At 63.3% G+C, this 20,595-nt stretch carries 17 protein-coding genes and 1 pseudogene; 9 read left to right on the forward strand and 9 right to left on the reverse strand.

Annotated elements, in window-relative coordinates; all coding sequences use genetic code 11:
- Positions 1–233: 233 nt before the first annotated feature.
- The 4 genes and pseudogenes from ABIC16_RS20625 to ABIC16_RS20640 all read right to left on the reverse strand — a co-directional run.
- Positions 234–1,394, reverse strand: a pseudogene (locus ABIC16_RS20625) (aminotransferase class V-fold PLP-dependent enzyme); the annotation flags it as partial.
- Complete coding sequence (locus tag ABIC16_RS20630; RefSeq protein ID WP_354292783.1) at positions 1,394–3,772, reverse strand: TonB-dependent receptor plug domain-containing protein; 2,379 nt, start codon at positions 3,770–3,772, stop codon at positions 1,394–1,396. The pseudogene ABIC16_RS20625 and the gene ABIC16_RS20630, both read right to left, overlap by 1 nt.
- 435 nt (positions 3,773–4,207) lie before the next feature.
- The gene (locus ABIC16_RS20635; protein ID WP_354292785.1) at positions 4,208–5,254 is read right to left on the reverse strand and encodes a sensor histidine kinase; all 1,047 of its coding nucleotides are present in this window, start codon (positions 5,252–5,254) and stop codon (positions 4,208–4,210) included.
- A 109-nt stretch (positions 5,255–5,363) separates the two neighbouring features.
- Positions 5,364–6,587, reverse strand: coding sequence for a sigma-54-dependent transcriptional regulator (locus ABIC16_RS20640; RefSeq protein WP_056677439.1), 1,224 nt, complete (start codon positions 6,585–6,587; stop codon positions 5,364–5,366).
- A gap of 107 nt (positions 6,588–6,694) precedes the next feature.
- Here ABIC16_RS20640 and ABIC16_RS20645 point away from each other — a divergent pair, with 107 nt between their 5' ends.
- Genes ABIC16_RS20645 through ABIC16_RS20665 form a run of 5 tightly spaced genes read left to right on the forward strand, consistent with a single transcriptional unit; the run spans position 6,695 to position 13,080 of the window.
- Positions 6,695–7,996 (forward strand): efflux RND transporter periplasmic adaptor subunit, encoded by a 1,302-nt coding sequence (locus ABIC16_RS20645; RefSeq protein WP_354292787.1) that lies wholly within the window; start codon positions 6,695–6,697, stop codon positions 7,994–7,996.
- Between the two features lie 11 nt (positions 7,997–8,007).
- Positions 8,008–8,688: an ABC transporter ATP-binding protein gene (locus ABIC16_RS20650; protein WP_354292789.1), complete on the forward strand. Its 681-nt coding sequence runs from the start codon at positions 8,008–8,010 to the stop codon at positions 8,686–8,688.
- 15 nt (positions 8,689–8,703) lie between these two features.
- Positions 8,704–9,387, forward strand: a complete 684-nt coding sequence (locus ABIC16_RS20655; RefSeq protein ID WP_192191424.1) for a head GIN domain-containing protein — start codon at positions 8,704–8,706, stop codon at positions 9,385–9,387.
- Between the two features lie 29 nt (positions 9,388–9,416).
- Positions 9,417–11,840 (forward strand): FtsX-like permease family protein, encoded by a 2,424-nt coding sequence (locus ABIC16_RS20660; protein ID WP_354292791.1) that lies wholly within the window; start codon positions 9,417–9,419, stop codon positions 11,838–11,840.
- A complete protein-coding gene (locus ABIC16_RS20665; RefSeq protein WP_354292793.1) occupies positions 11,833–13,080 on the forward strand; it encodes a TolC family outer membrane protein in 1,248 nt (415 codons plus the stop codon). The genes ABIC16_RS20660 and ABIC16_RS20665 overlap by 8 nt, the downstream gene beginning before the upstream one ends.
- A 102-nt stretch (positions 13,081–13,182) precedes the next feature.
- On the opposite strand, the gene ABIC16_RS20670 is transcribed toward ABIC16_RS20665, so the two are convergent.
- Positions 13,183–13,668, reverse strand: coding sequence for a hypothetical protein (locus ABIC16_RS20670; protein WP_354292795.1), 486 nt, complete (start codon positions 13,666–13,668; stop codon positions 13,183–13,185).
- On the reverse strand, positions 13,577–13,846 hold the full coding sequence (locus tag ABIC16_RS20675) for a type II toxin-antitoxin system Phd/YefM family antitoxin (protein WP_354292797.1): 270 nt from the start codon (positions 13,844–13,846) through the stop codon (positions 13,577–13,579). Before ABIC16_RS20675 ends, ABIC16_RS20670 begins: the two co-directional genes overlap by 92 nt.
- 413 nt (positions 13,847–14,259) lie before the next feature.
- On the opposite strand from ABIC16_RS20675, the gene ABIC16_RS20680 reads away from it, so the two are divergent.
- Entirely contained in the window at positions 14,260–15,339 is a 1,080-nt protein-coding gene (locus ABIC16_RS20680) for a site-specific integrase (RefSeq protein ID WP_354292798.1), read from the forward strand.
- Between the two features lie 497 nt (positions 15,340–15,836).
- Here ABIC16_RS20680 and ABIC16_RS20685 read toward each other — a convergent pair whose 3' ends face one another.
- The 3 genes from ABIC16_RS20685 to ABIC16_RS20695 are packed head-to-tail and all read right to left on the reverse strand — an operon-like array spanning position 15,837 to position 18,135.
- A complete protein-coding gene (locus tag ABIC16_RS20685) occupies positions 15,837–17,255 on the reverse strand; it encodes a YncE family protein (protein ID WP_354292800.1) in 1,419 nt (472 codons plus the stop codon).
- Positions 17,252–17,632, reverse strand: coding sequence for a CopM family metallochaperone (gene copM / locus ABIC16_RS20690; protein WP_353461429.1), 381 nt, complete (start codon positions 17,630–17,632; stop codon positions 17,252–17,254). Before copM ends, ABIC16_RS20685 begins: the two co-directional genes overlap by 4 nt.
- Before the next feature lie 23 nt (positions 17,633–17,655).
- A complete protein-coding gene (locus tag ABIC16_RS20695; RefSeq protein ID WP_354292802.1) occupies positions 17,656–18,135 on the reverse strand; it encodes a hypothetical protein in 480 nt (159 codons plus the stop codon).
- Between the two features lie 244 nt (positions 18,136–18,379).
- Here ABIC16_RS20695 and ABIC16_RS20700 point away from each other — a divergent pair, with 244 nt between their 5' ends.
- The 3 genes from ABIC16_RS20700 to ABIC16_RS20710 all read left to right on the forward strand — a co-directional run bounded on the left by ABIC16_RS20700 (position 18,380) and on the right by ABIC16_RS20710 (position 20,581).
- On the forward strand, positions 18,380–18,700 hold the full coding sequence (locus ABIC16_RS20700; RefSeq protein ID WP_354292804.1) for a hypothetical protein: 321 nt from the start codon (positions 18,380–18,382) through the stop codon (positions 18,698–18,700).
- Between the two features lie 40 nt (positions 18,701–18,740).
- The gene (locus ABIC16_RS20705; RefSeq protein ID WP_354292806.1) at positions 18,741–19,550 is read left to right on the forward strand and encodes a hypothetical protein; all 810 of its coding nucleotides are present in this window, start codon (positions 18,741–18,743) and stop codon (positions 19,548–19,550) included.
- A gap of 80 nt (positions 19,551–19,630) precedes the next feature.
- On the forward strand, positions 19,631–20,581 hold the full coding sequence (locus ABIC16_RS20710; protein ID WP_502958370.1) for a malate dehydrogenase: 951 nt from the start codon (positions 19,631–19,633) through the stop codon (positions 20,579–20,581).
- Positions 20,582–20,595 lie beyond the last annotated feature (14 nt).

The raw sequence follows: 20,595 nt of genomic DNA on the forward strand, positions 1-20,595 counted from the left end.
CGGAGTTGAGAGAGGGTAAGTTGGCCCTGAATGTCGCTTTGTGGGTCCAAAGAGCGTTAGCTTACCCAGAAATGTCGACGCGGATGTCAGCACTAGAATGCGACGACAAAGAGCGATATCGAACTTGGTGTTGGTAAACGTCAGATGACCATATGTTCCAGAGCTGACGCCAGCTTATCCATGTCTGCCATCGTGTTAAACAAGGCGGGCGTTACCCGTACGCATGCTCCCGCGGCAGGCCCGTCACGGTGTACGGTGAATATGCCGAACCGGTCCAGCAGCGTCTTTGCGATTGCCACATTGTCCGCCGAGCTGGTCTTTCCGACGACCCGAAACGCAGTGATGCCGCCATGCAGCGCAGGATCCTCGGGTGTCAGGACCTCGATACCGCGGAGCGTGCGCGCGCGTGTGACCCATCGATCGCGGAGGGCTGCCAGCCGGTCTGCGCGGCGCTTGCTGCCAATATTTTCCTGAAATGCCAGCGCGGCGGTCACCGTCAGCGGAGCGGCGAAATCAACCGTCCCGGTATGAATACGCGCATTGATGGTATCGCGGTCGGACGTCGGATTGGCGGGATCGCGATCGATCGCCGACAGCGCCGAGCGCCGGATATGGATCGCGCCAACGCCGAGTGGCACCCCCAACCATTTGTGACAGTTGATCCCGATATAATCGCAGTCGAGATCGGCCAGCGTCATGTCGAGCTGGCACCAGCTATGCGCAGCGTCGACGATCGTCGCGATCCCGCGCGCACGCGCCATTGCGGCGATTTCGCGGACCGGAAGGACCAGTCCAGTACGATGGCTGAGATGCGTGAGCAGGATCAGCTTGAGACGCGGGTTCGCTTCCATCGCCTGCGCATAGGCATCGATCAGCGACTGGCGCGTGGCCGGCTCCGGTAATGCGATCTGCATCACCGACACGCCGCGGCGCGGACCAAGACTTTCCATGCACGCCTGCATGCTGTCGTAATCGAGATCGGCGTAGAGTACGGTGTCGCCTGGCGTCAGGCGATTATAGCCTAGGATCAACGTCTTCAGCGCCTCGGTTGCGTTGCGCGTGAACGCGACCTCATCGGGCTGGACCCGCAAGGTGGCCGCCAACGCATCGCGTGCCGCGATCCAGTCGGCCATCATCCCGCGCCGCGTGTAATAGCTGGTGTCGCGGTTCACGCGCTCGACGTTGCGTTCGTATGCCTGGAGGACGGGACGTGCCATCATGCCCCAATTGCCGTTCTCGAGCTGGATCACGTCGCGCGTGACGTCATACTGCGACGCGATGTCTTTCCAGAACGCGGCTTCGTCGATCCCCCCGAATGGAATGGACTGTGCCCGTGCCGCCACCGGAAGGGCGGCAGCTCCGGCAAGGAACAGGCGGCGATCGACGACGGCCATCAGAAGTTCATCCCGACGCGGACGTAATATTGTCCGCCATCAGTGTCGTAGGGCGCGTTGCGCGAGTAGATCAGTCCGCGAACGGCTTGATTGGTCGCCTCCGCCGGATAGGTGTTGGCGACGTTCTCCGCACCGACGCGCAGGTTGAAATGCTCGTCGAACCGGTAGCTGGCGGAGACGTCGAACAAGGCGATCGAGCCGAACTTCTGGAACAGCTCGCCAGTCGCGTTGCCGGTGACGTCTGTCCAGCCGCCATAATAGCGCGCACGGGCCAGCAACGACACCGCGCCAATGTCATAGCCGAGTGAGGCCGTCCCGTTATGCTTGGGCAGGCGCTCTTCGAAAATGCGGCGTTGGGTATCGTTGGGGATCGCCGCGGTGGCGCCGCTGCGCACCTTGGTCTGGTTGTAGTTGTACGCGAGACTGAGGCTTGCGCGGCCCGGCCCTGCGCGGTGGGCGTAGGACAGCACTGCATCGATCCCGCGGGTGCGCGTGTCGAAATCGTTTGTGAAGTACGACACCGCAGTGAAGCGCTGCGGGTTGGCGAACGTCGCCGGCACCGCGAACGTCTGCGACTGGCCGAACCGGTTGTCGACGTCGATCTGATAGATATCGACCGAGCCGGTCAGCCCGATGCGGCTCTGGAAGGTCAGCCCTGCCGTCGCCGTCTTCGATGTTTCGGGCGTCAGCGGCTTGGCGCCGAGCGCGATCGCCAGCGGATCGCCGGGCGACAGGCGGCCCTGGTTGAAGATCTGCAGCGTCCTCGTGTCGAGCCCTTGCGTGGTCTGCGAGGTATTGAGCTGGCCCGGTGTCGGCGCGCGGAAACCCGTCGAATAGGTGCCGCGGGCCGCGATTCCCTTGATCGGCTCGAACCGGGCGGATAGCTTGTAATTGAAGGTGTCGCCGAACTCGGAAAAATCCTCGTAGCGTCCGGCCGCACCGAGCGTCACCATCTCGATCGGCTGCCATTCGAGATCGAGATAGCCCGCATAGCTGGTCTGGTCGAAGGTGCCGGCGAGGCTCGGGCTGAAACCCGGAAAGCCGTTGGAATTGGGCGCGAGACCGGTCGCGGCACCGGCGCCGACCGCGTAAGATGCCGGGTCGCCAGCCGAGACTTGATAGGTTTCGCGGCGCCGCTCCGCGCCGAACGCGATGTTCACCGGCTGCGCGGTACCGACCGGCAGGCGATAGACGAAATCGGCGTTGAGGTTGAATTCGCGCTGTTCGAGCTGGCCGAGGTAGAAGCTGGTCGGGCTTGCCGATCCGAGCGACGCGTTCAGGCTTTCGTTGAGCGTGTAGGCGATCCGGCTGCGGCCGACCGCAGCGCTGAGATCATAGCGGAAGCGGTCGCTGAGATCGCCACGCAGGCCGCCATTGGCCTGATAGTCGCTAAATGTCGTACCGAAGCGTGGCGTGAAGCCGACCGGATAGATACTGCGGAACGAGAATCCGGGAAATGCGCTGCTCGGGTTGTAGACGCTGCCGGTGCCTGCGGGATTGCGCCAGTTGAAGTCGGTGACGCCTTCGCCCTGTTGCGCCGTACCGAACAGATAGACCGTGGCGGCGTCGGCAAGCGCATAATGCGCGTCGACCGCACCGCGGATGCGCTCCTCGTCAGGCTGGCCCCAGCGCTGCACCGGGTTGGGTACGGCAAGAGTCGGGTTTGCCGCCTGGAACGCGATCGCATCGGGGCGCTGGCGGGTGCGCGATGTCGCCTCGGATTTGTCATACTCGCCGGTGACGACGATCGCGCCGCGTGTCCCTAGCGCGATGCCACCGCGAGCGCCGGTCTTGTATTCGTTGCCGTCGCCTCTGTAATATTGCGAGAACTGCCCGTACGCCTCCATCCCCGCGGTATCGTCGAGGATGATGTTGACGACGCCGGCGATAGCATCCGAGCCGTATTGCGCCGACGCGCCGTCGCGCAGCACCTCGATCCGCTTGATCGCGAGCGATGGGATGCCCGCCAGATCGGGTGCCTGCGCACCGCGCGTGCCGAGCAAGGCCGACCGGTGATAGCGCTTGCCGTTGACCAGCACGAGCGTCTGATCCGCGGACAGGCCGCGCAACGTCGCCGGGCGGACGAATGCCTGGCCGTCAGCGGCGGGCAGGCGCTGGACGTTGAACGACGGTAGGAGCTGCGCGAGGGTATCGGACAGATCCCCCGAAACGCTCGAACGCACGTCGTCGCCGGACAGGACGTCGACGGGGGCGAGGGTGTCGAACTGTGTACGCGACCTATCGCGCGTGCCCGTGACGACGATCTGGCTTTCCTCGTTCGGCTGGGTCGCGGTCGATGGAAGGTTTTGTGCCGTCTGAGCCAGCGCAGGCGTGCCGGCGAGCAGAGAGACGAGCGCGCCGCTGGTGATGAATTTCATGATGCCCCTAGATGTTGCCGGCCTTATCTCCGCCGGTTTGAAGGAGCAGCTATGCCCTCCATTCTTCATATTGATGACGAAACAGCGTCACTTGCATGACACTGCATCTGCTCCAGGGCGGGTTGGACGAATTCAGATGAATGAGCGTCCGAAACTGGGAAGGGCAATGACAGTCGCGAGCGTCCGCCGGTGGGTCGTCTTCGTAACCGTTGCGCGTCGATAGCAGCTTGATCAATCTCTGTGACATGCCGCGCTGGCGACAAGGCCAATGCATGCTGCTGGGCGGAGCTAGACGCTCTCCCGTGTCCTGAGCTCTAAGTTTCGAAAACAACGCCTGTTTGGAAAAGAGGCCGCGACAAACGGCCGGCGGTTTGTCCAACGCGCAGACCTTCTCGCATAGGTTCTGAGCCGAGATAAAGCGCTTGGCTTATGATGTCAGAGCGGCACCGAAAGGTCGAAAGTCGTTGGACGAGTAGCACGTAGCGTCACGTCTCCACCATGGCTTTGAGCTATCTGGCGCGCAGCGGCTAACCCGATTCCGTTGCCGTCGGCCTTCGTAGTGAAAAAGGGCAGGAAGATCGATGCGCGATGGGCGGGGTCGATGCCGGGGCCGTCGTCGGCGACATGAAAGGTCAGGCGATCCGTCGATACCGTAGCAGACAGTCGCACCATCGGCGGTAAATCTGTTACAGTCGTCGCTTCGACGCCGTTGTGCAGCAGCGCCAGCATTGCCTGCACCATCTGGCTGCGATCAAGCGAAACGATCAGGCTGCCCACCTCCGCGATCGTTAGCCGCGCTTCCCCGTGCCACTGTCCGTCGAAGAGCCGCGCGAGATCGGCGAAGAGGTCGGCGACGGAAACCGGGGCAAGTGTAGGTTCGGGCAGTCGTGCTACCTGGCGATAGGCTTCGGTGAACCGGCGCAGGCCATCGGCCCGGCGGGCTAGCGTACCAAGGATCTCGGGTAGGAGCCGGTCACGCCGCTCGGGCACCGCCAGTACCGCGAGCGCGGTCTCGGCGAGCGAAGCAATGGGTGCCATTGCGTTCATTACCTCGTGGCCCAGGACTCGCAGCAGGTCGCGGGTGGCTCGTGCCTCAGCGGCATGTTCCTGGGCCTCGACGTCGATCAACGCAATCAGCATGCCCGGCGCAGCACCCTGGACGGCGACGCGATCGATACGCCAGCTTCGTCCGTCATGGCGGAGCCGCGCCGCGTCGCCGGACAGCAGTGGGGCGGGCGCTGGCAGGACGAGATCGTCGGTCGCGAACAGCAACCGTGCGGCACGGTTGAGCGCACGAACACGCGTCCCTTCAATCGCGAGCAGCGCCCCGGGCGCTTGGTCAAGGAGAGTGCGCAGCATGACCCGCTCGTCCTCGTGTTCTTCGTTTCGCTCGCCGGTTGCTACGGCTGCGGTATCGCGTGGTTCGCTAGCGCTCCACCACAGTAGCGTTGTAAGCCAGATCGCCGACAGGACACCGAACACCATCGTGCCGTAAAACCCGTAACGCAGTGCCCAGACGGTGAGACCTCCCGCAGCGATCAACCCTGTTGCAGCGGCGATGGCGCCCAGACCACGGGGGTTGAGTGCCCGGTCAGAGACCATAGCGGGTCATCCGGCGGTACAAGGCTTGCCGGGTAAGCCCAAGCGCATTCGCGGCGTGGCTGACATTGTGATGATACTGGCGCAGCGCGGCCTCAATCATCACGCGCTCTGACGCGGACAGCGACACGTCGAGAGGTGCTGCCGGGTCGGGCGCTGCGTTGGCAATCGTCCGGACTAGGGTGGGTGCCAGCGCACTTCCATCGATAACGCCGTCGTCATCAAGTAACACCGCACGCTCGACCGCCTGAGCGAGCCCGCGCACTTCGTCGGTCCACTGCGTCGACAGGATGAGCCCCTCGGCAGATGCGGTGAAGGGTGGGGCGATCTTACCGTAACGTTCGGCCGCGATGCGCGCAAAATGCCGCGCGAGCAGCAGCGCGTCATCCCCGCGCGCGGCAAGGGGCGGTAGTGCTAGGACGATCGTGGCGAGCCGCGCCCGCAGTCGAGAAGACAAGCGAGCGGCATCCTCAACGATGCTGATCGTGCGCAGGTTGTCCGGCAAACGGTCGAGCAGCCGTGTCTGTGCTACGGCATCCAAACGATCCGGATCGCGTAGTATCAGCGTGCCGGTGATCCCGTCCATGCGCGACCACGCCCCCTCGTCGGGCACGTCGATCGTTACAATCGCAACCTCAGCATGAGGAGAGCTCTCGTGGATCTGCGTGGCAGCAAGGTTGCGGCCGCTGCCGGCGGGGCCCTCGATGAGCACGCTCGCGGACGTCGGTGCGATGCGGCGGATGAGGTCACGTGCGGCGAGAATGGGCGGACTGTCGCCAAGCAGCCGGTGGGGCGTGGTGGGGATGGCGGCCGCACCGGCGACGGGTCGTAGGTGCTTGGCGATCGCGGCCTCGACGCGCGCGATCAGGTCGTCGTTGCGCCACGGCTTCATCACGAAGTCCACCGCGCCCGCCTGCATTGCAGCGACAGCAATACGGATGCCGCTGTGTGCCGTGATGACGACCACGGCCGCGGCGGGATCGTCGGCAACGATGCGCGCAAGGCAAGCGAATCCCTCCGCGCCGCTGGTTTGCCCTTGCGTAAAGTTCAGATCGAGCAGGATCGCATCGAAGCGCCGCTGTGCCAGCATCGAAAACGCCTCTTCCGGTCCGCCTGCTACGTCGACTGCGTGCCCAGCGCAATCGAACGCCAGCGCGATCGCGCGCGCAACCTCCGGATTATCGTCGACGAGTAGAATCGTTGCACCGCTTGACACATAGTTTTCTGTCCGCTGGCGGACAGCGTGTCCGGGGTCGGACAGCACGGACGATGGGATGTTCTGCTTAGTCATTGTAATTAGGCCTTTTCGGCATTTCGGCATTCTTGCGCGACACTGTCCGCATGATGACCGAACAGCCCGTACACGCAACCACCTCTCCCGGTGCCAGCATGGATCGCAGGGTGGCGAGAAAGGCGACGCCGTGGTGGCGGCGCCGGACAGTGCTGATCTCCATCTCGGTGGTAATTGTCGCGTTGATGCTGTGGCGTTTCCTGCCGGCGAGCGGATCGACTGACATCGAGCTCGCCGACGTTGAGATCGGCACAGTCATCCGCGCGCCGTTCGCCGATTACCTCCCCGTGCGCGCCACTGTAGCGCCGCGCGTCACCACGCTGGTCGGCGTGTTGTCGGGGGGGCAGGTCGAGACGCTACTGGTGCAGGACGGTGCGATGGTGGCCACCGGTCAGCCAATTGCTCGCCTTGCCAATCCGACGCTCAAGCTCGATGTTCTGACACGCGAGGCACAGATCGCCGGGCAGCTCGGCGACGTGTCTGGTCAGGATCTGGGTATCGAGCGCAACCGCCTGGACCGTGCGGGCCAGATCGCGCAGGCCAATTACGACCTCATCAAGGCGCGCCGCGAACTCGGCATTCGCCAGCAGTTGCACGACCAGGGCTTTGTATCCGACGCTGGTGTGAAGAGCTTTGCAGAAGAAACTGCTTATCAGGAAAAGCGCGTGGCGCAGCTGCAATCGGGCGGTGCGGCGGAGGCGCGGATCACCGCGACACAAGCCGCGCGGCTGGCAGATACGCGTGGACGGCTGTCGGGAAACCTAGCCGCGGTACGCGCCGGCCTCGACGCGCTGACCGTGCGCGCACCTACCGGCGGGCGGCTGACCAACTTCACGATCCAGCCCGGCCAAACCCTAAAACCCGGCGACCCGGCGGGACAGATCGACAGCGAGGGCTCGTGGAAGTTGGAGGCGGACGTCGACGAGTTCTATCTCGGCCGCGTGGCGGTCGGGCAGCGCGCCATCGCCGATGGTGCGCGGCTGACGGTCAGCAAGGTGCTGCCTGCGGTCAAGGATGGCCGCTTCCGTGTCGAGCTGACGTTCGACAGTGCCGCGCGCGTCAGGCTCAACCGCGGCCAGACGCTTGATATCCGCATCACGCTCGGCAGCACCGCGCCAGCGCTGGTTGCCCCCGTGGGGGGCTGGCTAGAGGCGGGGAGCGGATCTTCGGCCTTCGTCCTAGATGCCGACGGTCGCCATGCCCGCCGTCGGGTGGTGAAGGTCGGTCGCCGCAACCCCGAGCAGGTCGAAATCCTGTCCGGCCTCTCGTCCGGCGAACGCATTACCACCTCGAACACTTCGTCCGTGAAGGGCGACATCCTCAACCTCCGCTGAAGGGCCGTTCCATGATCCGTTTAGAGAGCATCCGGCGCCGCTACGTCTCCGACGAGGTCGAGACCACCGCGCTTCACGACATCGACCTGCACGTCGGAGCTGGCGAGTTTGTCGCGATCATGGGCCCGTCTGGCTGCGGCAAGTCGACACTGCTCAACATGCTCGGCACCGTCGATCGGCCGACCGGGGGGCGATATCTGTTCGGTGACCGAGACCTGGCGGCGCTGGACGAGAAGGAGTTGGCGAAGTTCCGCGGCAGCACGCTGGGCTTCGTGTTCCAAAGTTTCAACCTGATCGACGAGCTGACGATCGCCGAAAATGTCGAGCTTGGTTTGGCCTATCGCAAAGACAAGGCGGGCGACCGCCGCCAGCGCGTTGCGGCAGCGATGGACAAGGTCGGCATTGCTCACCGCGCGCGTCACTACCCGCACCAATTGTCCGGCGGGCAGCAGCAGCGTGCCGCCATCGCCCGCGCGATCGTCGGCGACCCGAAGCTGATCCTTGCGGACGAGCCCACCGGCAATCTTGATACCGAAAACGGTGCGCAGGTGATGAACATTTTGACCGGCCTCAACCAGGAGGGGGCGACGATCGTGATGGTCACGCACTCTCCTAGCCACGCCGACATGGCGCGGCGCCGGATCGACATGCTCGACGGCCGCATAGTCACCTCCGTCGCCCGCGCCCTCTGACCCGAAGGACCGATCATGAACCGACTTACCCATGCCGCCGCCCTCACGCTCGCCGTCGCTTCCTCCCCGGCCTCGCCGCAATCCAGCGAGCAACGCTTCAACGTCCGCGGGTTCAATGCAGTCGAGCTGACCGCGTCAGACTCGATCCAGATAGTTCAGGGGTCGACCGTGTCGGTGGTCGCGACCGGCGATCCGCGCGCCATCGCCGCGCTAGCGATCGATGTCCGCGGCGAAACGCTGCGCGTCGGCCGGCGCCCCGGTACGTGGCGTGACAAGGGCGCGCGCATCACCGTTACGATGCCGTCGCTGCGGGCTGCGCTACTTTCAGGGTCGGGTGAAATCCGCGCTGGTGCGATCGAACGCCGCGACTTCGCTGCCAGTATCTCGGGTTCCGGCGGGATCGTACTGACCGACCTGCGCGTCGGGACTGCTCGGTTCGACCTGTCCGGATCGGGATCGATCGTCGCTAGCGGCCACGCAAACACTGTAGCGATCGACATGAGCGGCTCGGGCAGCATCAATACGCGTGGGCTAGCTACGTCGGCGGTCACGGTGGATCTGGGCGGATCGGGCACGGTCACCGCCACGGCGTCTCGTACCGCTACGATCGGCGCGGGTGGCTCGGGCATGATCCGCGTTTCGGGCGGTGCACGCTGCGACGTTCGCAAGGGTGGCAGCGCCATCGTCCGCTGCGGCTGACCTTCCTTTCTCAAACACGGACGAGACAGATGAACCGCTTCGCCCTGCTGACGCTCTACCGCTCGCTGACCCGCCACAAGCTTTACGCTGCGCTCAACGTCGGCGGACTGGCGGTGGGGATCGCGGTATTCCTAGTTCTCGCCCTCTACGTCCGGTTCGAGACAAGCTATGAGAAATGGCTCCCGCGTTACAACGGAGTCTACGCGGTGCAGACCGTATGGAACCTTCCGGAAAGCCCGTTTAATGGTGCTTATCCCTGGACGATGGGGGGCCTCCTTGATCAAATGCGCGAGGATTTCCCCGGCACGGTCGGCACCCGGGTGCGCGGCGGCAAGGGTGCCGGCAACGTCTTGCGCGGGGGCATCGCGGTTACCGACGACGTAGCTCAAGTCGATCCGTCCCTCTTCGAAGTGTTCGACCTGCCGATGTCGCGCGGCAACGGGCGCGATGCGCTACGCACACCGACAAACACAATCATCAGCGAAAGTGCTGCCCGCAGATATTTCGGAGCTAGCGACCCGGTCGGTCAGACCTTGACGGTCGGGATGGACAGCTCCGACGCCTATCGCGTCGCGGGGGTCTTCCGCGACCTCCCCAAGAACAGCGACCTTAACTTTTCCATCCTGATCCCGCTTCCGCGGACGCCGCCATCGGAAACCTGGTTTCATTGGGGAAGCTCCTCCCTACAGACCTTTCTCCGCTTCGACACACCGGCCACGGCACAAGCGTTCCAGCAGAAGCTTGGAGCGTTCGTCGATCGTCGCGGGCTGAAGGACATGGGCAAGGACGCCTCGAGGACGCAACAGCTCAAATTGCTCCCGATCGCGAGGATGCATCTCGAACCACAGGGGACGCAGAGTGCGAGCCGAAAGATGACGGTCACGACGCTGGGCGTGGTCGGGTTGCTCACCTTGCTGATCGCGATCGTCAACTACGTGAACCTCGCGACCGCCCGCGCCGGACTGCGCGCTCGCGAGGTCGCGATGCGCAAGGTGCTTGGCGCCGACCGGCGCGCGCTGGTCGGCCAGTTCCTCGGCGAGGCGATTCTGACGGTTGCAATCGCCGCCATCATCGGCCTGATGCTCGCGGAACTCAGCCTGCCGCTCGTTAACGCGGCGGGCGGATTGTCTTTGACGATCCCTTACGCGCTGGTCGCGCCGGCGCTAGTCGCGCTGGTGGTGCTCGTGGGCATCGCCGCTGGCTCCTATCCGGCGATACTGCTGTCGCGTTTTCCAGCCGCCACCGTGCTCGCTTCGGCGCGTGCGCCGGGTGGCGGGCGGGCCGGCAACCGTATTCGTGAGGCGCTAGTGGTGCTTCAGTTCGGCCTCGCCATCGCTTTTACCATCGGCACCTTCGTACTGGTTTCGCAGACCAGGCACGTCCGCCAGACCGATCTGGGCTTCAAGCGCGACGGACTCTTGGTGGTCCGCTCTTTGGCCGATAGTCTGATCGATCCGGCACAGAAGAGTGCGGTCGTCGCGGCGATCCGGGCGATACCCGCAGTGAACGATGTTACTGTCGGCAACAGCGCGGTGGGCGGCAGTGGGGAGAATAACAGCGATAACGTACCGCTGCCAGGCGTAGTCGGACCTGGTCCGTCATTGCGCTGGGTCGTTGTCGGTCCGCGTTTCTTCGATGTGTACGCCAGTCGACTGATTGCGGGGCGGGTGTTCGACGACGCACACGGAGCCGATGACTCGGAGCCGCTCGGTAAAGGCGCACCGATCAACATTGTTATCAATCGCCGCGCTATACCGACGCTCGGCTTCCGCTCAGCGCAGGATGCGATCGGCAAGACCGTAGGCGGCGACCGTCCGCGAACGATCATCGGCGTCATCGACGACATGCAATTCTTCGGCCCACGCGAACCCAATAGCGCGACCTACTACGTCTACTCTCGACAGCCGGAGAAGGCTGGTACAGCGGTGGCGTCGATCCGCTACACGGGCGATCCGCACGCAATGGTGGCAGCTGTGCGCAGCATCTGGCAGCGGATGGTACCGCAGGTTCCGTTTGACGGCGACACTGCCGACAAGTGGCTGGGAGAGTTCTACGAGGACGATGATCGCGCGACCCGACTGTTCGCCATCGGCGCGGGGCTGGCGGTGCTGATCGGCTGCGTCGGGCTGTGGGGTCTTGCCTCATTCAACACGGCCCGGCGGATCAAAGAGATCGGCATCCGCAAAACGCTAGGTGCGTCGTCCGCCGACATCGTCAGGCTGCTGGTCGGCCAGTTCCTGCGCCCCGTGATGATCGCCAATCTGGTCGCATGGCCGCTCGCCTTCGTCGCGATGCGGACTTGGCTTGCGGGGTTCGAAGATCGGATCACGCTGTCACCGCTTTATTTTATCGGGGCGAGCGTCCTCGCGATTGTCATCGCTGTGCTGACGGTACTCGCCCAATCGTTGCGCGCCAGTCGCGCCGCGCCGGCTTGGGCGTTGCGCCATGAATAAGTGGCCCTTAATTGCTGCAGGACTGGTTCTGGCGACTCCAGCCTGCGGAGAGACGCTGCGCGAGGCGGTCGCCACGGCTTATGCCTCCAACCCTGAGCTTGCAGCAGCTCGTGCTCGGCAGGAAGCGCTGGCGGAGGCGCCTGAACAGGCGCGCGCCCTCGGTCGACCGTCCGCTGATGGCGGTGCCACGGCGGGTTATGACCGGCTCGGCGTCGGTCGCGCCGGCACGGTGAGTGTAGGCGCTACACTGCCCGTTTGGACCGGGGGCCGAGTATCCTCAGCGGTACGCGCGGCGAACAACGACGTGGCGGCCGGGGCCGAGGGTCTGCGTGATACGGAGGCGGCGATCCTTGAGAGCGTTGTCGCCGCCTACGCGGACCTGCTTTACAACCAGCAGGCGGTGGAGGTGGCGCGGGTAGGCATTGAGCGGCTCGACGCCCAGGTCGCCGAGGCGCGTTCGCGCTTCGGGCTGGGCCAGGCGACCCGCACCGACGTTGCCCAGCTTGAGGCGCAACGCTCAAGCGTTGTCGCTAACATGGCTGATGCGGAAGGAACCCTCGCGACCGTGGCTGCGGCATATCGCTCGATCGTCGGGCAGTCGGCAGACGCACTGTCCACCGAAACTCCGCCGCCGACGGCGCTACCAACGAACTTGGAAACGGCGCGCGAGGCCGCGCAGGCTCGTAATCCGCTTCTGCTCCAGCAGCGCCGCGTCGCCGATGCAGCAGCGGCGCGAATCGGTCGAGAGCGAGCCGAACGCGCGCCGTTCCTGGCGCTAAACGGCGCTTATGGCTATGGTGGTCGGATAGCCGACGAGCGCGTTCGAGGTTATGAGGCCGCGGCCTCTGCGGGGCTGGCACTTCGGGTGCCACTGCTGACCGGCGGGCTGCTGTCTTCGCGGGTGAGGCAGGCAGAAGCGACGTACCGCGCCGAGCGATTTCAGATCGATGCCGCTGCGCGGGAAGCGATACGCGGTGCAGATGCCGCCTGGGCGACGCTCATTGCCGCGCGTGCCCGACTGAAAGCGAACGTAGATGGGTTGGCTGCTGCCGACCTTGCACTCAAGGGTGTACGCGCTGAATATAGCTACGGTTTACGCTCAACGATCGACATCCTTGTTGCTGACCAGAGCTTCCGTGCCGCGCAGCTCGCCGTTGCGCGCAGCCGCAGCGATGTTCTGATCGCCCAAGCCGCGCTTTTGCGCGCGACGGGGCGTCTGTCCGGAGAGGCTTACGCATAGACTCTCCGACCGACATCACTTCCCTAATCGCAACTCTCAGTGTCGTTGAAAGCACGAAGTCCGAGGGCGATCGACGTTTGATTTCGATCGATGCCGGTTGTGTCAGTCGCGATCCACCGGACGGCCGATGCCAGCAGCCACGATCGCATCACGGACCCGCCGAAAGAAGCTTGCTGGTAGGTAGCCATAACTGACAGAGGGCTCGCGCCCCGGAATCGGTCGGATGTCGTAGCCGGGCCAGGCAAACCGGTTCCACTCAGTGATGATGATCCACGACCTATCGCCCGACAGGCCGAGATCACGCCGAATGGCGTCGGGCACTTCGATCGCCAACTGATCGCGGGTAGGGGCTTTCGTGGTCAGCGGCACGACGTGCACCTGGTCGATCCCGTCCTTCTGACGAGTCACCAGAACAACGGCAACGGGCCGGTCCTTTATACCTTCATCCCGGCCTTTAACGTACTCGTATTCCCACAAGTAGCTGTAGTTGAGGACTTCACCCGGTTGCGGCGGGGTTGAGCCTTTTTTCGGCGTCTTGGGCGCCGCGGCCGGGTTCGACGCCGCGGATGGCTTCGAGGGTTTCGTCATCAAGATCCTCCACGCGGCCTGCGATCCGTTCACGACGGCGCAGGCGTTCGTATTCATCGACGGGGACCATGACGAAGCGCACGCGGCCGTTCCGACTAACGCCGACCGGGCGGATCATTGCCTCGTCGGAATAGCGGCCGAACTGCTTTTGCAATTCGCCCGAGGGTACGATTTCCATGCTCGTCGCCATGAGCGGGTGTTCCTGTGCTGGATGCTTTGCAGGCTGCTGCCTTGCGGGGCGGGATCTCGATCGCATGCAGGCTGCTGCCTGTACGCGGGGGGCTCGGTCGCGAATGCGGGCTCAACCTGCATGCGCGGATCGTGGTAGAAGCACTACCGGCTTAAAGCCGATATCGATCAAATAGGGAAAACACGGATAACCGTCAAGTAACGTATAAAACGCAAAATCAGGCAAAATCGCGGAAATCGGATTGTCAGGATAAAATCACAAGCGCGGATTATCCGGCAAATAATTCTAGCGATAAAATGTATTCCCGCTAGAAACATGCTGGCGTCAAATTGAGCGTTCGCGTACCTGTCAGGCGATGAAAAACGTGACATCCGGCCTAGTTGATGATCGAGCGACCCGACGTGTCACACGACGCCGAAACTGACACGAGCTTGGCCGGCGACCTCGTCGTGGCCGATCAGGTCAACGAACTCGCAGCATACCTACCCGATCTGGCGCCGGACGATCGCGACCGCGTCGATGGCTATGTCGCTCGCGCGTCGGCAGAAGCGACGTTGCGCGCTTACCAATCCGACTGGCGGCTGTTTTGTGCCTGGTGCGAGGAAAGCGGTTATCGATCGCTGCCCGCGACGCCGGCGATCGTCGCTGCATTCCTGACCTTACTCGCCGAGCGCGGCTTCGTCCCACGGACGCCGCATAGGGCGCGGGGAGGGCGCGAGGCTTTGGCCAAGCCGTTAGGGCGTTCGACGATCGGTCGACGGCTATCTGCAATCGTCTTTGCGCACCGCGCAGCGGGGTTCGATCCGCCGACGCAACAGCCAGACGGCGCGCGGCTGGAAAAAGCCATGCGTGCCATCCGGCGCGACAAGCGCGACGATCCGTCGGGTAAGAAGCGCCCCGCAGACGGCGACGTGTTGCGTGATATGTTGCGGACGATCGATGGCGGGGATCTTCGGTCGTACCGTGACCGGGCCTTGTTGGCGATCGGAATGGCCGGGGCCTTTCGCCGCTCCGAGCTTGTGGCGATTACCGTGGGCCGGGTGTTGGACGATACGCGCGGATTGCTGGTCCGCGTCCCAACGTCGAAAACCGACCAGGAGGGCAGGGGGCATAGTGTCGCCATACCCGATGGTCGGCGCCTCGAGCCCGTCCGGCATTATCGCGCCTGGCTTGAGAAAGCCGCGATCGACAGCGGTCCGGTGTTTCGAAAGCTGACTCCGCAAGGGCGGCTCACCGAGCAGCCGATGAGCGCGCAGGGTGTGGCGCTTGTCGTGAAAGCCGCTGCCCGATCCGCGGGCTATCCGGAGGGCTTATTCTCCGGCCACTCGCTGCGGGCTGGGTTCCTGACGGAGGCGGGGCGACAAAATGCCAATCTGTTCAAGATGCGTGAGCATAGCCGGCACGCCTCCATCGACATGGTCGCGGAATACGTGCGCGATCATGAGCGATTTCGCGAACATGCTGGAGAGGGGTTTTTGTGATTTCGTCAGTCGCCGGGCTGGGGAGAATAGCGCGAGTGGCACCAAAAGTTCGTGCTTTCGACGACACTCCGGCTGCTCACCGCTTCGTCATCCCAAATTACGTCCGGGTTAAACTCGACGATTCAAGAATCAGGTAGCACCGTCCCAGTCGATGCTGCGGCCCGCTGAACGACCTTCGTGTCGCCGGTTGTTTCGTCGTGCAAAATAAGATTGATGTCGTTGTCGGAGACAGGGGGCGGCGCACAGAACGGAGCCAGTTAAACGCTAACGATCGATAGTGACGGAAAACCGCCAAGATCGGGTTTCCGCCTACTCAGGCAAAGCGACAGGGTTTGTCGTCCAGGCTGAGCCTCAATTAATGACCGCGTCCGTGGCCACGGAGGTGCCATCGGAAATCATGTGTTTTCCGACAGCCTCAAGACGCTGCGGCAACCTATACCGGCGTCATGACCAAGATACCGGACACGGACAGCGGGGCGCAGAGTTCACCTGAACCCTCATTTCTGCACCTGAACGACAGCGCCCGGCATTATCGGGTCGCCTGACGCAATGACGAGGTACCGGCGCATGTCGCCCTTCGCGTCGCTGACGATCTGGCGGAGCGGTCCGAGCGTGTTGACGATCGCGCCGCCCGCCGGATTAGTCATGAACTTTGCCAGAGGCTGGATCACGCCGCCACCATCAGCGCGGGAGGATAGCCCAAGGACATAGGGCATCTTTGGGCTGAGGCCCGCAACCGCCGCCTGCAGGATCTGGACTTGGCCTTGATCGAACAGCGTGACCTGGCTGCGGCCAGTCCCAGCGAGGGTTAGCTGGATCTTCATGCCGGCCTGTGCGAGCGGTATCAGGTTTGCCCTGCCGTCGCCTACCGGCACCGCGCCGGGAACATAGGCCACGCCTTGCGGCCCCTGACCGATCGGAATCGTCGCTATGACGATGTTGCTGGCGGTGTCGATCGCCGCAACAGCGTCGGCGTTCTCCAGCCCGACATACATCCGCGTGCCGTCGCCCGACGGCCACAAGCCGTGCGGCAGCGCGCCGACCGGGATGCTCGCGACCTGCGCGAAGTCTGTGGTGCGGAACACCTTGACGACGTTCTCGGTGCCGACCGTCACATAGGCGAACTGCCCGGCCTTGGTGCGGGCGATGTTGACGTGGTTGGTGATCGCGCCGGTGTCGAACGTCTTCAGCACCGCGAAGGGCGGCTTGGCGTCGAACACCATGACCTTGCCGACGTCTTTCAGCGTCAACCAGACCTGCTTGCCGTCGGGCGTCGCGGCGATGTCGGGGCAGAACGGGCTCGCCTGCTTGACGCGACCGACGATCTTCTTCGAGGCGGTGTCGATCACCACGGTCTCGGGTGAGAAGCTCGAACAGACATAGCCGTATTTCCCGTTCGGCGAGAAAATCGTCATGCCGGGGCCGTTGGGGACGGGGATGCGCGTGGTCGGCGCGAAGGTCTTGCCGTCGAGCACCTGGATATAATCCTCGCCGCGCACCGCGACCCAGACTTCGCGACCGTCGGGGCGGAAAAACGCCTCATGCGGCGAGCGCCCGACATAGGTCGTGTGCTTCACGGCATTGGTCGCGGTATCGATGAACGTCACCGAGTTCGAACCGATCGAGATCGCCACCAGCGTCTTACGATCGGGCGAGAACCCCATGCCGTGGACAAGCAGCTGCCCCTTGTAGAGCGGGCTGAGGTTGGCGGGGGTCTGGTCGCCGAGCTTGATGACGCCGAGCAGCGTGTTGGTTGATGGGTCGATCACCGACACGGTGTTGGAGAACTGGTCCGACGTGTAGAACCGGTCCTGCGCGCTGACAGGGATGTCGGGAGTCGCATTGGGCACTTGCTGGGCAAACGCAGGGCCTGAAAAGCACAAGGCGGCGCAGGCGGTTAGGGTGAAACGCTTCATGGACGGTCTCCGTGATGGGGGTGACCGGTCGCGGTCGGTTCGGTGTGACGTGGCAACGCGCCGCCTTCGGATAGGATGCCCTGCATCACCGCGATTTCCTGACGCTGTTCGACGATGATTCCCTGCGCAAGCCGGCGCAGGCGTTCGTCTTTGCCATAGCGCAGTTCGATTTCGGCCATGTCGATCGCGCCTTGATGATGCGGGATCATCATCCTTGCGAAGTCGCGATCGGGATCGTTTGAATAGCCGGTCATCATCGCGCCGTGCATCCGCGTCATCGCCGCATCCATCGCGGACGCGAAGCCGTCCGTTTGCGCGATAGCAGCGGTCGATACGGACAAGCCTATCGCCATCAGCAAGGTCGTGCGTGATCTCATCGTCCTGTCCCTAGTTTTACTGTTTACGACACGCGAGCGATGATGCCGATGATCGTTGCTAGCACGGCCATGCAGGCCGGGAGAAAGAGCATCTGTACAGCCGCTTCGCGCCCTGTGATCGTGCCCGTCAAGATATCGACCGGGCCCTTGATGAACTCCGAGAACGAACGGAGGGGTTCGCCGGGGGCGGGAGTATCGCTGAGTACGATGCCGCCAGCAATCAGACCGAAATACAGGATCATGAAGACCGACACGACCGTCAGGACGAGCGCCGTAGCTGCATCACGTGCGAAGAAGGTCCAGAAAGTCAGCAACATTGCTGCATACACGCCGACGAGCAAGCCCAACGTGGCAGGATGGACGCCGCGCGATGCGATGCCTGGAGCCGTTCTTTCCAGCTCGTCATAATTGCCTGCATCCGGCACGATTGCGAGATGTCGACGCACAGGCTTAGGAGCAACGAGTGTCTCGGTAGCGAGATCGTAGATCGGCTGTGTTGCCATGAGGAAGTCTCCGCGCGTCTCGATGAATGCCGAGCGTGACAGGATAGATGATTGCGGCGGGGCGGTCGGTCCAACGCATAACCACGGTCATTCCAATCATTTAACAGGAACGGTCGGCGATCTATAATCGCGTTTTCGTATTGAAATCATCGCGACCATGCGTTGGACGCGAGGGACATATCGGTCGATCTAGCGGCATCGGACCGGCACGATCACCCGCCGGGTCCGTGATAAGGATCGAACGATGAAAGCTGCGATCGTTTTGGTTGCCGCGATGTTGGCCTCCGTAGCGCCAGTCCCGGCGATCGCTCAGGCCTATTGGGCTGCACCTGCGGCGGACGACTTTCCCTACGATATCAAGGCGGTTCAGGCACCGTGGTCGAAGGCTGATATCGACCTTAGCCATCATGACCGGATCTATGTGTCTGACCCGACATCGACGAAGATCGTTGTCATCGATCCTGCAGCGGGCAACGAACTGGGACGCATCGACCTCGCCAAAAGCGCGATAGCTGAGCCCAGCTTTTTCCAGCCCCAAAGTCCAGCACCTGGCTGCAACGCGTGACGGGCGGACCCTGGCGGTATCGGCATTAGCGCAGCACAGTGTGACGCTCGTAGATCTGGCCACGAACACGGAACGAGGCCGGACCGTGTTCCAGACGTCTCCTACCGCCGTCGCGTTTACGCCCAATGGGCACGAACTTTGGGTTTCGCTCGGCGATGAACATGCCATCGCGGTCGTGGATCCTAAGACCGCGCGGGAGATCACCCGCGTACCAGCAAGTGGCGGAGCAGGCGCGACCATCCTGTCGCCAAACGGACGCTATGCCTTTGTATCGCTTACTGAAAGGCCGTCCATCCTGGTTGTCGACGTCGAGCATCGGCGCGTCGTCGGACACGTTGCCAGCAACGGTGCAGGTGCGGGAGCAATCGCGGTCTCGCCAGATGGCAAACAGATCTGGGCAACACGCCGCGAGAGCGGCACGACCACGGTCTTTGCTGCCAAACCGCCGTTTGCGGTACGCGAAGTGATAAACACTGGTCCAGCAACGGGCGCGGTCAACTTCGCCCAGCGCGCAGACGATTCCTTTGCCTATGTCAGCGTTGGCGGCGATCAACCTGCAATCAAGGTCTATAGAACCGACAGCCTGGAGGCTGTGGCAACCGTCCCGCTACAAGCGGCTCCGAGTGCGGTTTGGCCGTCGGGCGATGGTACGAGGATCTATGCCAGCCTGGCCGGAACCAACAAGGTCGCTGGGATCGACACGCTGACGTACACCACCGCGTCGACGATCCCGATCAGTACCGATGCGCAAAGCCTAATCTACGTTCCCGGTGCCGTCCGATCAGGAAAAGGTCTCGCCAATCTGGTGCCATCCGGGCGCGATGCGGCGCTTGCCCTGGCGGCGCGTTGATCGGTCTCACACCGTCTGTAATCTCCCAACGAAAGCCCTTTCCAAAATGACCAAGCCCCCCGTCAGGATCGCGATCAGCGGTGCCGCAGGACAAATTTGCTATTCGCTGCTCTTTCCGGGTCGCGCAGGGTGACGTGTTCGGACCGGACCAGCCCGTTATCCTTCAACTGCTCGACGTGCCGCAGGCGCTGGACGCAGTACGCGGCGTGGTCATGGAACTGGAGGATTGCGCGTTCCCGCTGCTGGCAGATGTGATCATTACTGATGATCCGATGGTGGCTTTCAAGGACATCGATGCGGCCATGCTGGTCGGGTCTCGTCCCCGCTCGAAGGGCATGGAGCGCCGTGATCTGCTCGCTGCCAACGCAGCGATCTTCAAGACGCAGGGCGCAGCGCTGGACGCAGTGGCCAAACGCGACGCCAAGATCCTGGTCGTCGGCAATCCCGCCAACACAAATGCCTGGATCCTTGCGCAAAGCGCGCCGGGTTTCCCTGCCGAAAACATCACGTCGATGATCCGCCTCGATCACAACCGCGCGCAGGGACAGCTTGCGGCCAAAGCGGGTGTCGGTGTCGATGCGATTACAAAGCTCGTCGTCTGGGGAAACCATTCGCCGACGATGTTTGCCGACTGGGGAAATGCCGAACTCGATGGCCAAAAGCTCGCCGACCGTATTGGAGACGAGGCTTGGTACCGCGAAACGTTGATCCCCACCGTTGCGCAGCGCGGAACCGCGATCATCGAAGCACGGGGTGCGTCCTCGGCCGCATCGGCCGCAAATGCGGCGATCGATCATCTACGCGACTGGGTGCACGGCGCAGGCGACAATTGGGTGTCGATGGGCGTGGTGTCAGATGGCTCCTACGGTATCCCGCAAGGGCTGGTGTGCGGCGTGCCGGTGCACTGCAAAAGCGGTGGGTATGCGCGTATCGAAGGACTGATCCTCGATCCATTCCAGCGAACGATGCTCGATCGCACGATTGCCGAACTGGTCGATGAACGTGAGGCGGTCATCGACATTCTGAAATGAACGACCGGTATACC

The sequence above is a fragment of the Sphingomonas sp. PvP055 genome, assembly GCF_040546365.1.
Lineage (GTDB): Bacteria > Pseudomonadota > Alphaproteobacteria > Sphingomonadales > Sphingomonadaceae > Sphingomonas > Sphingomonas echinoides_A.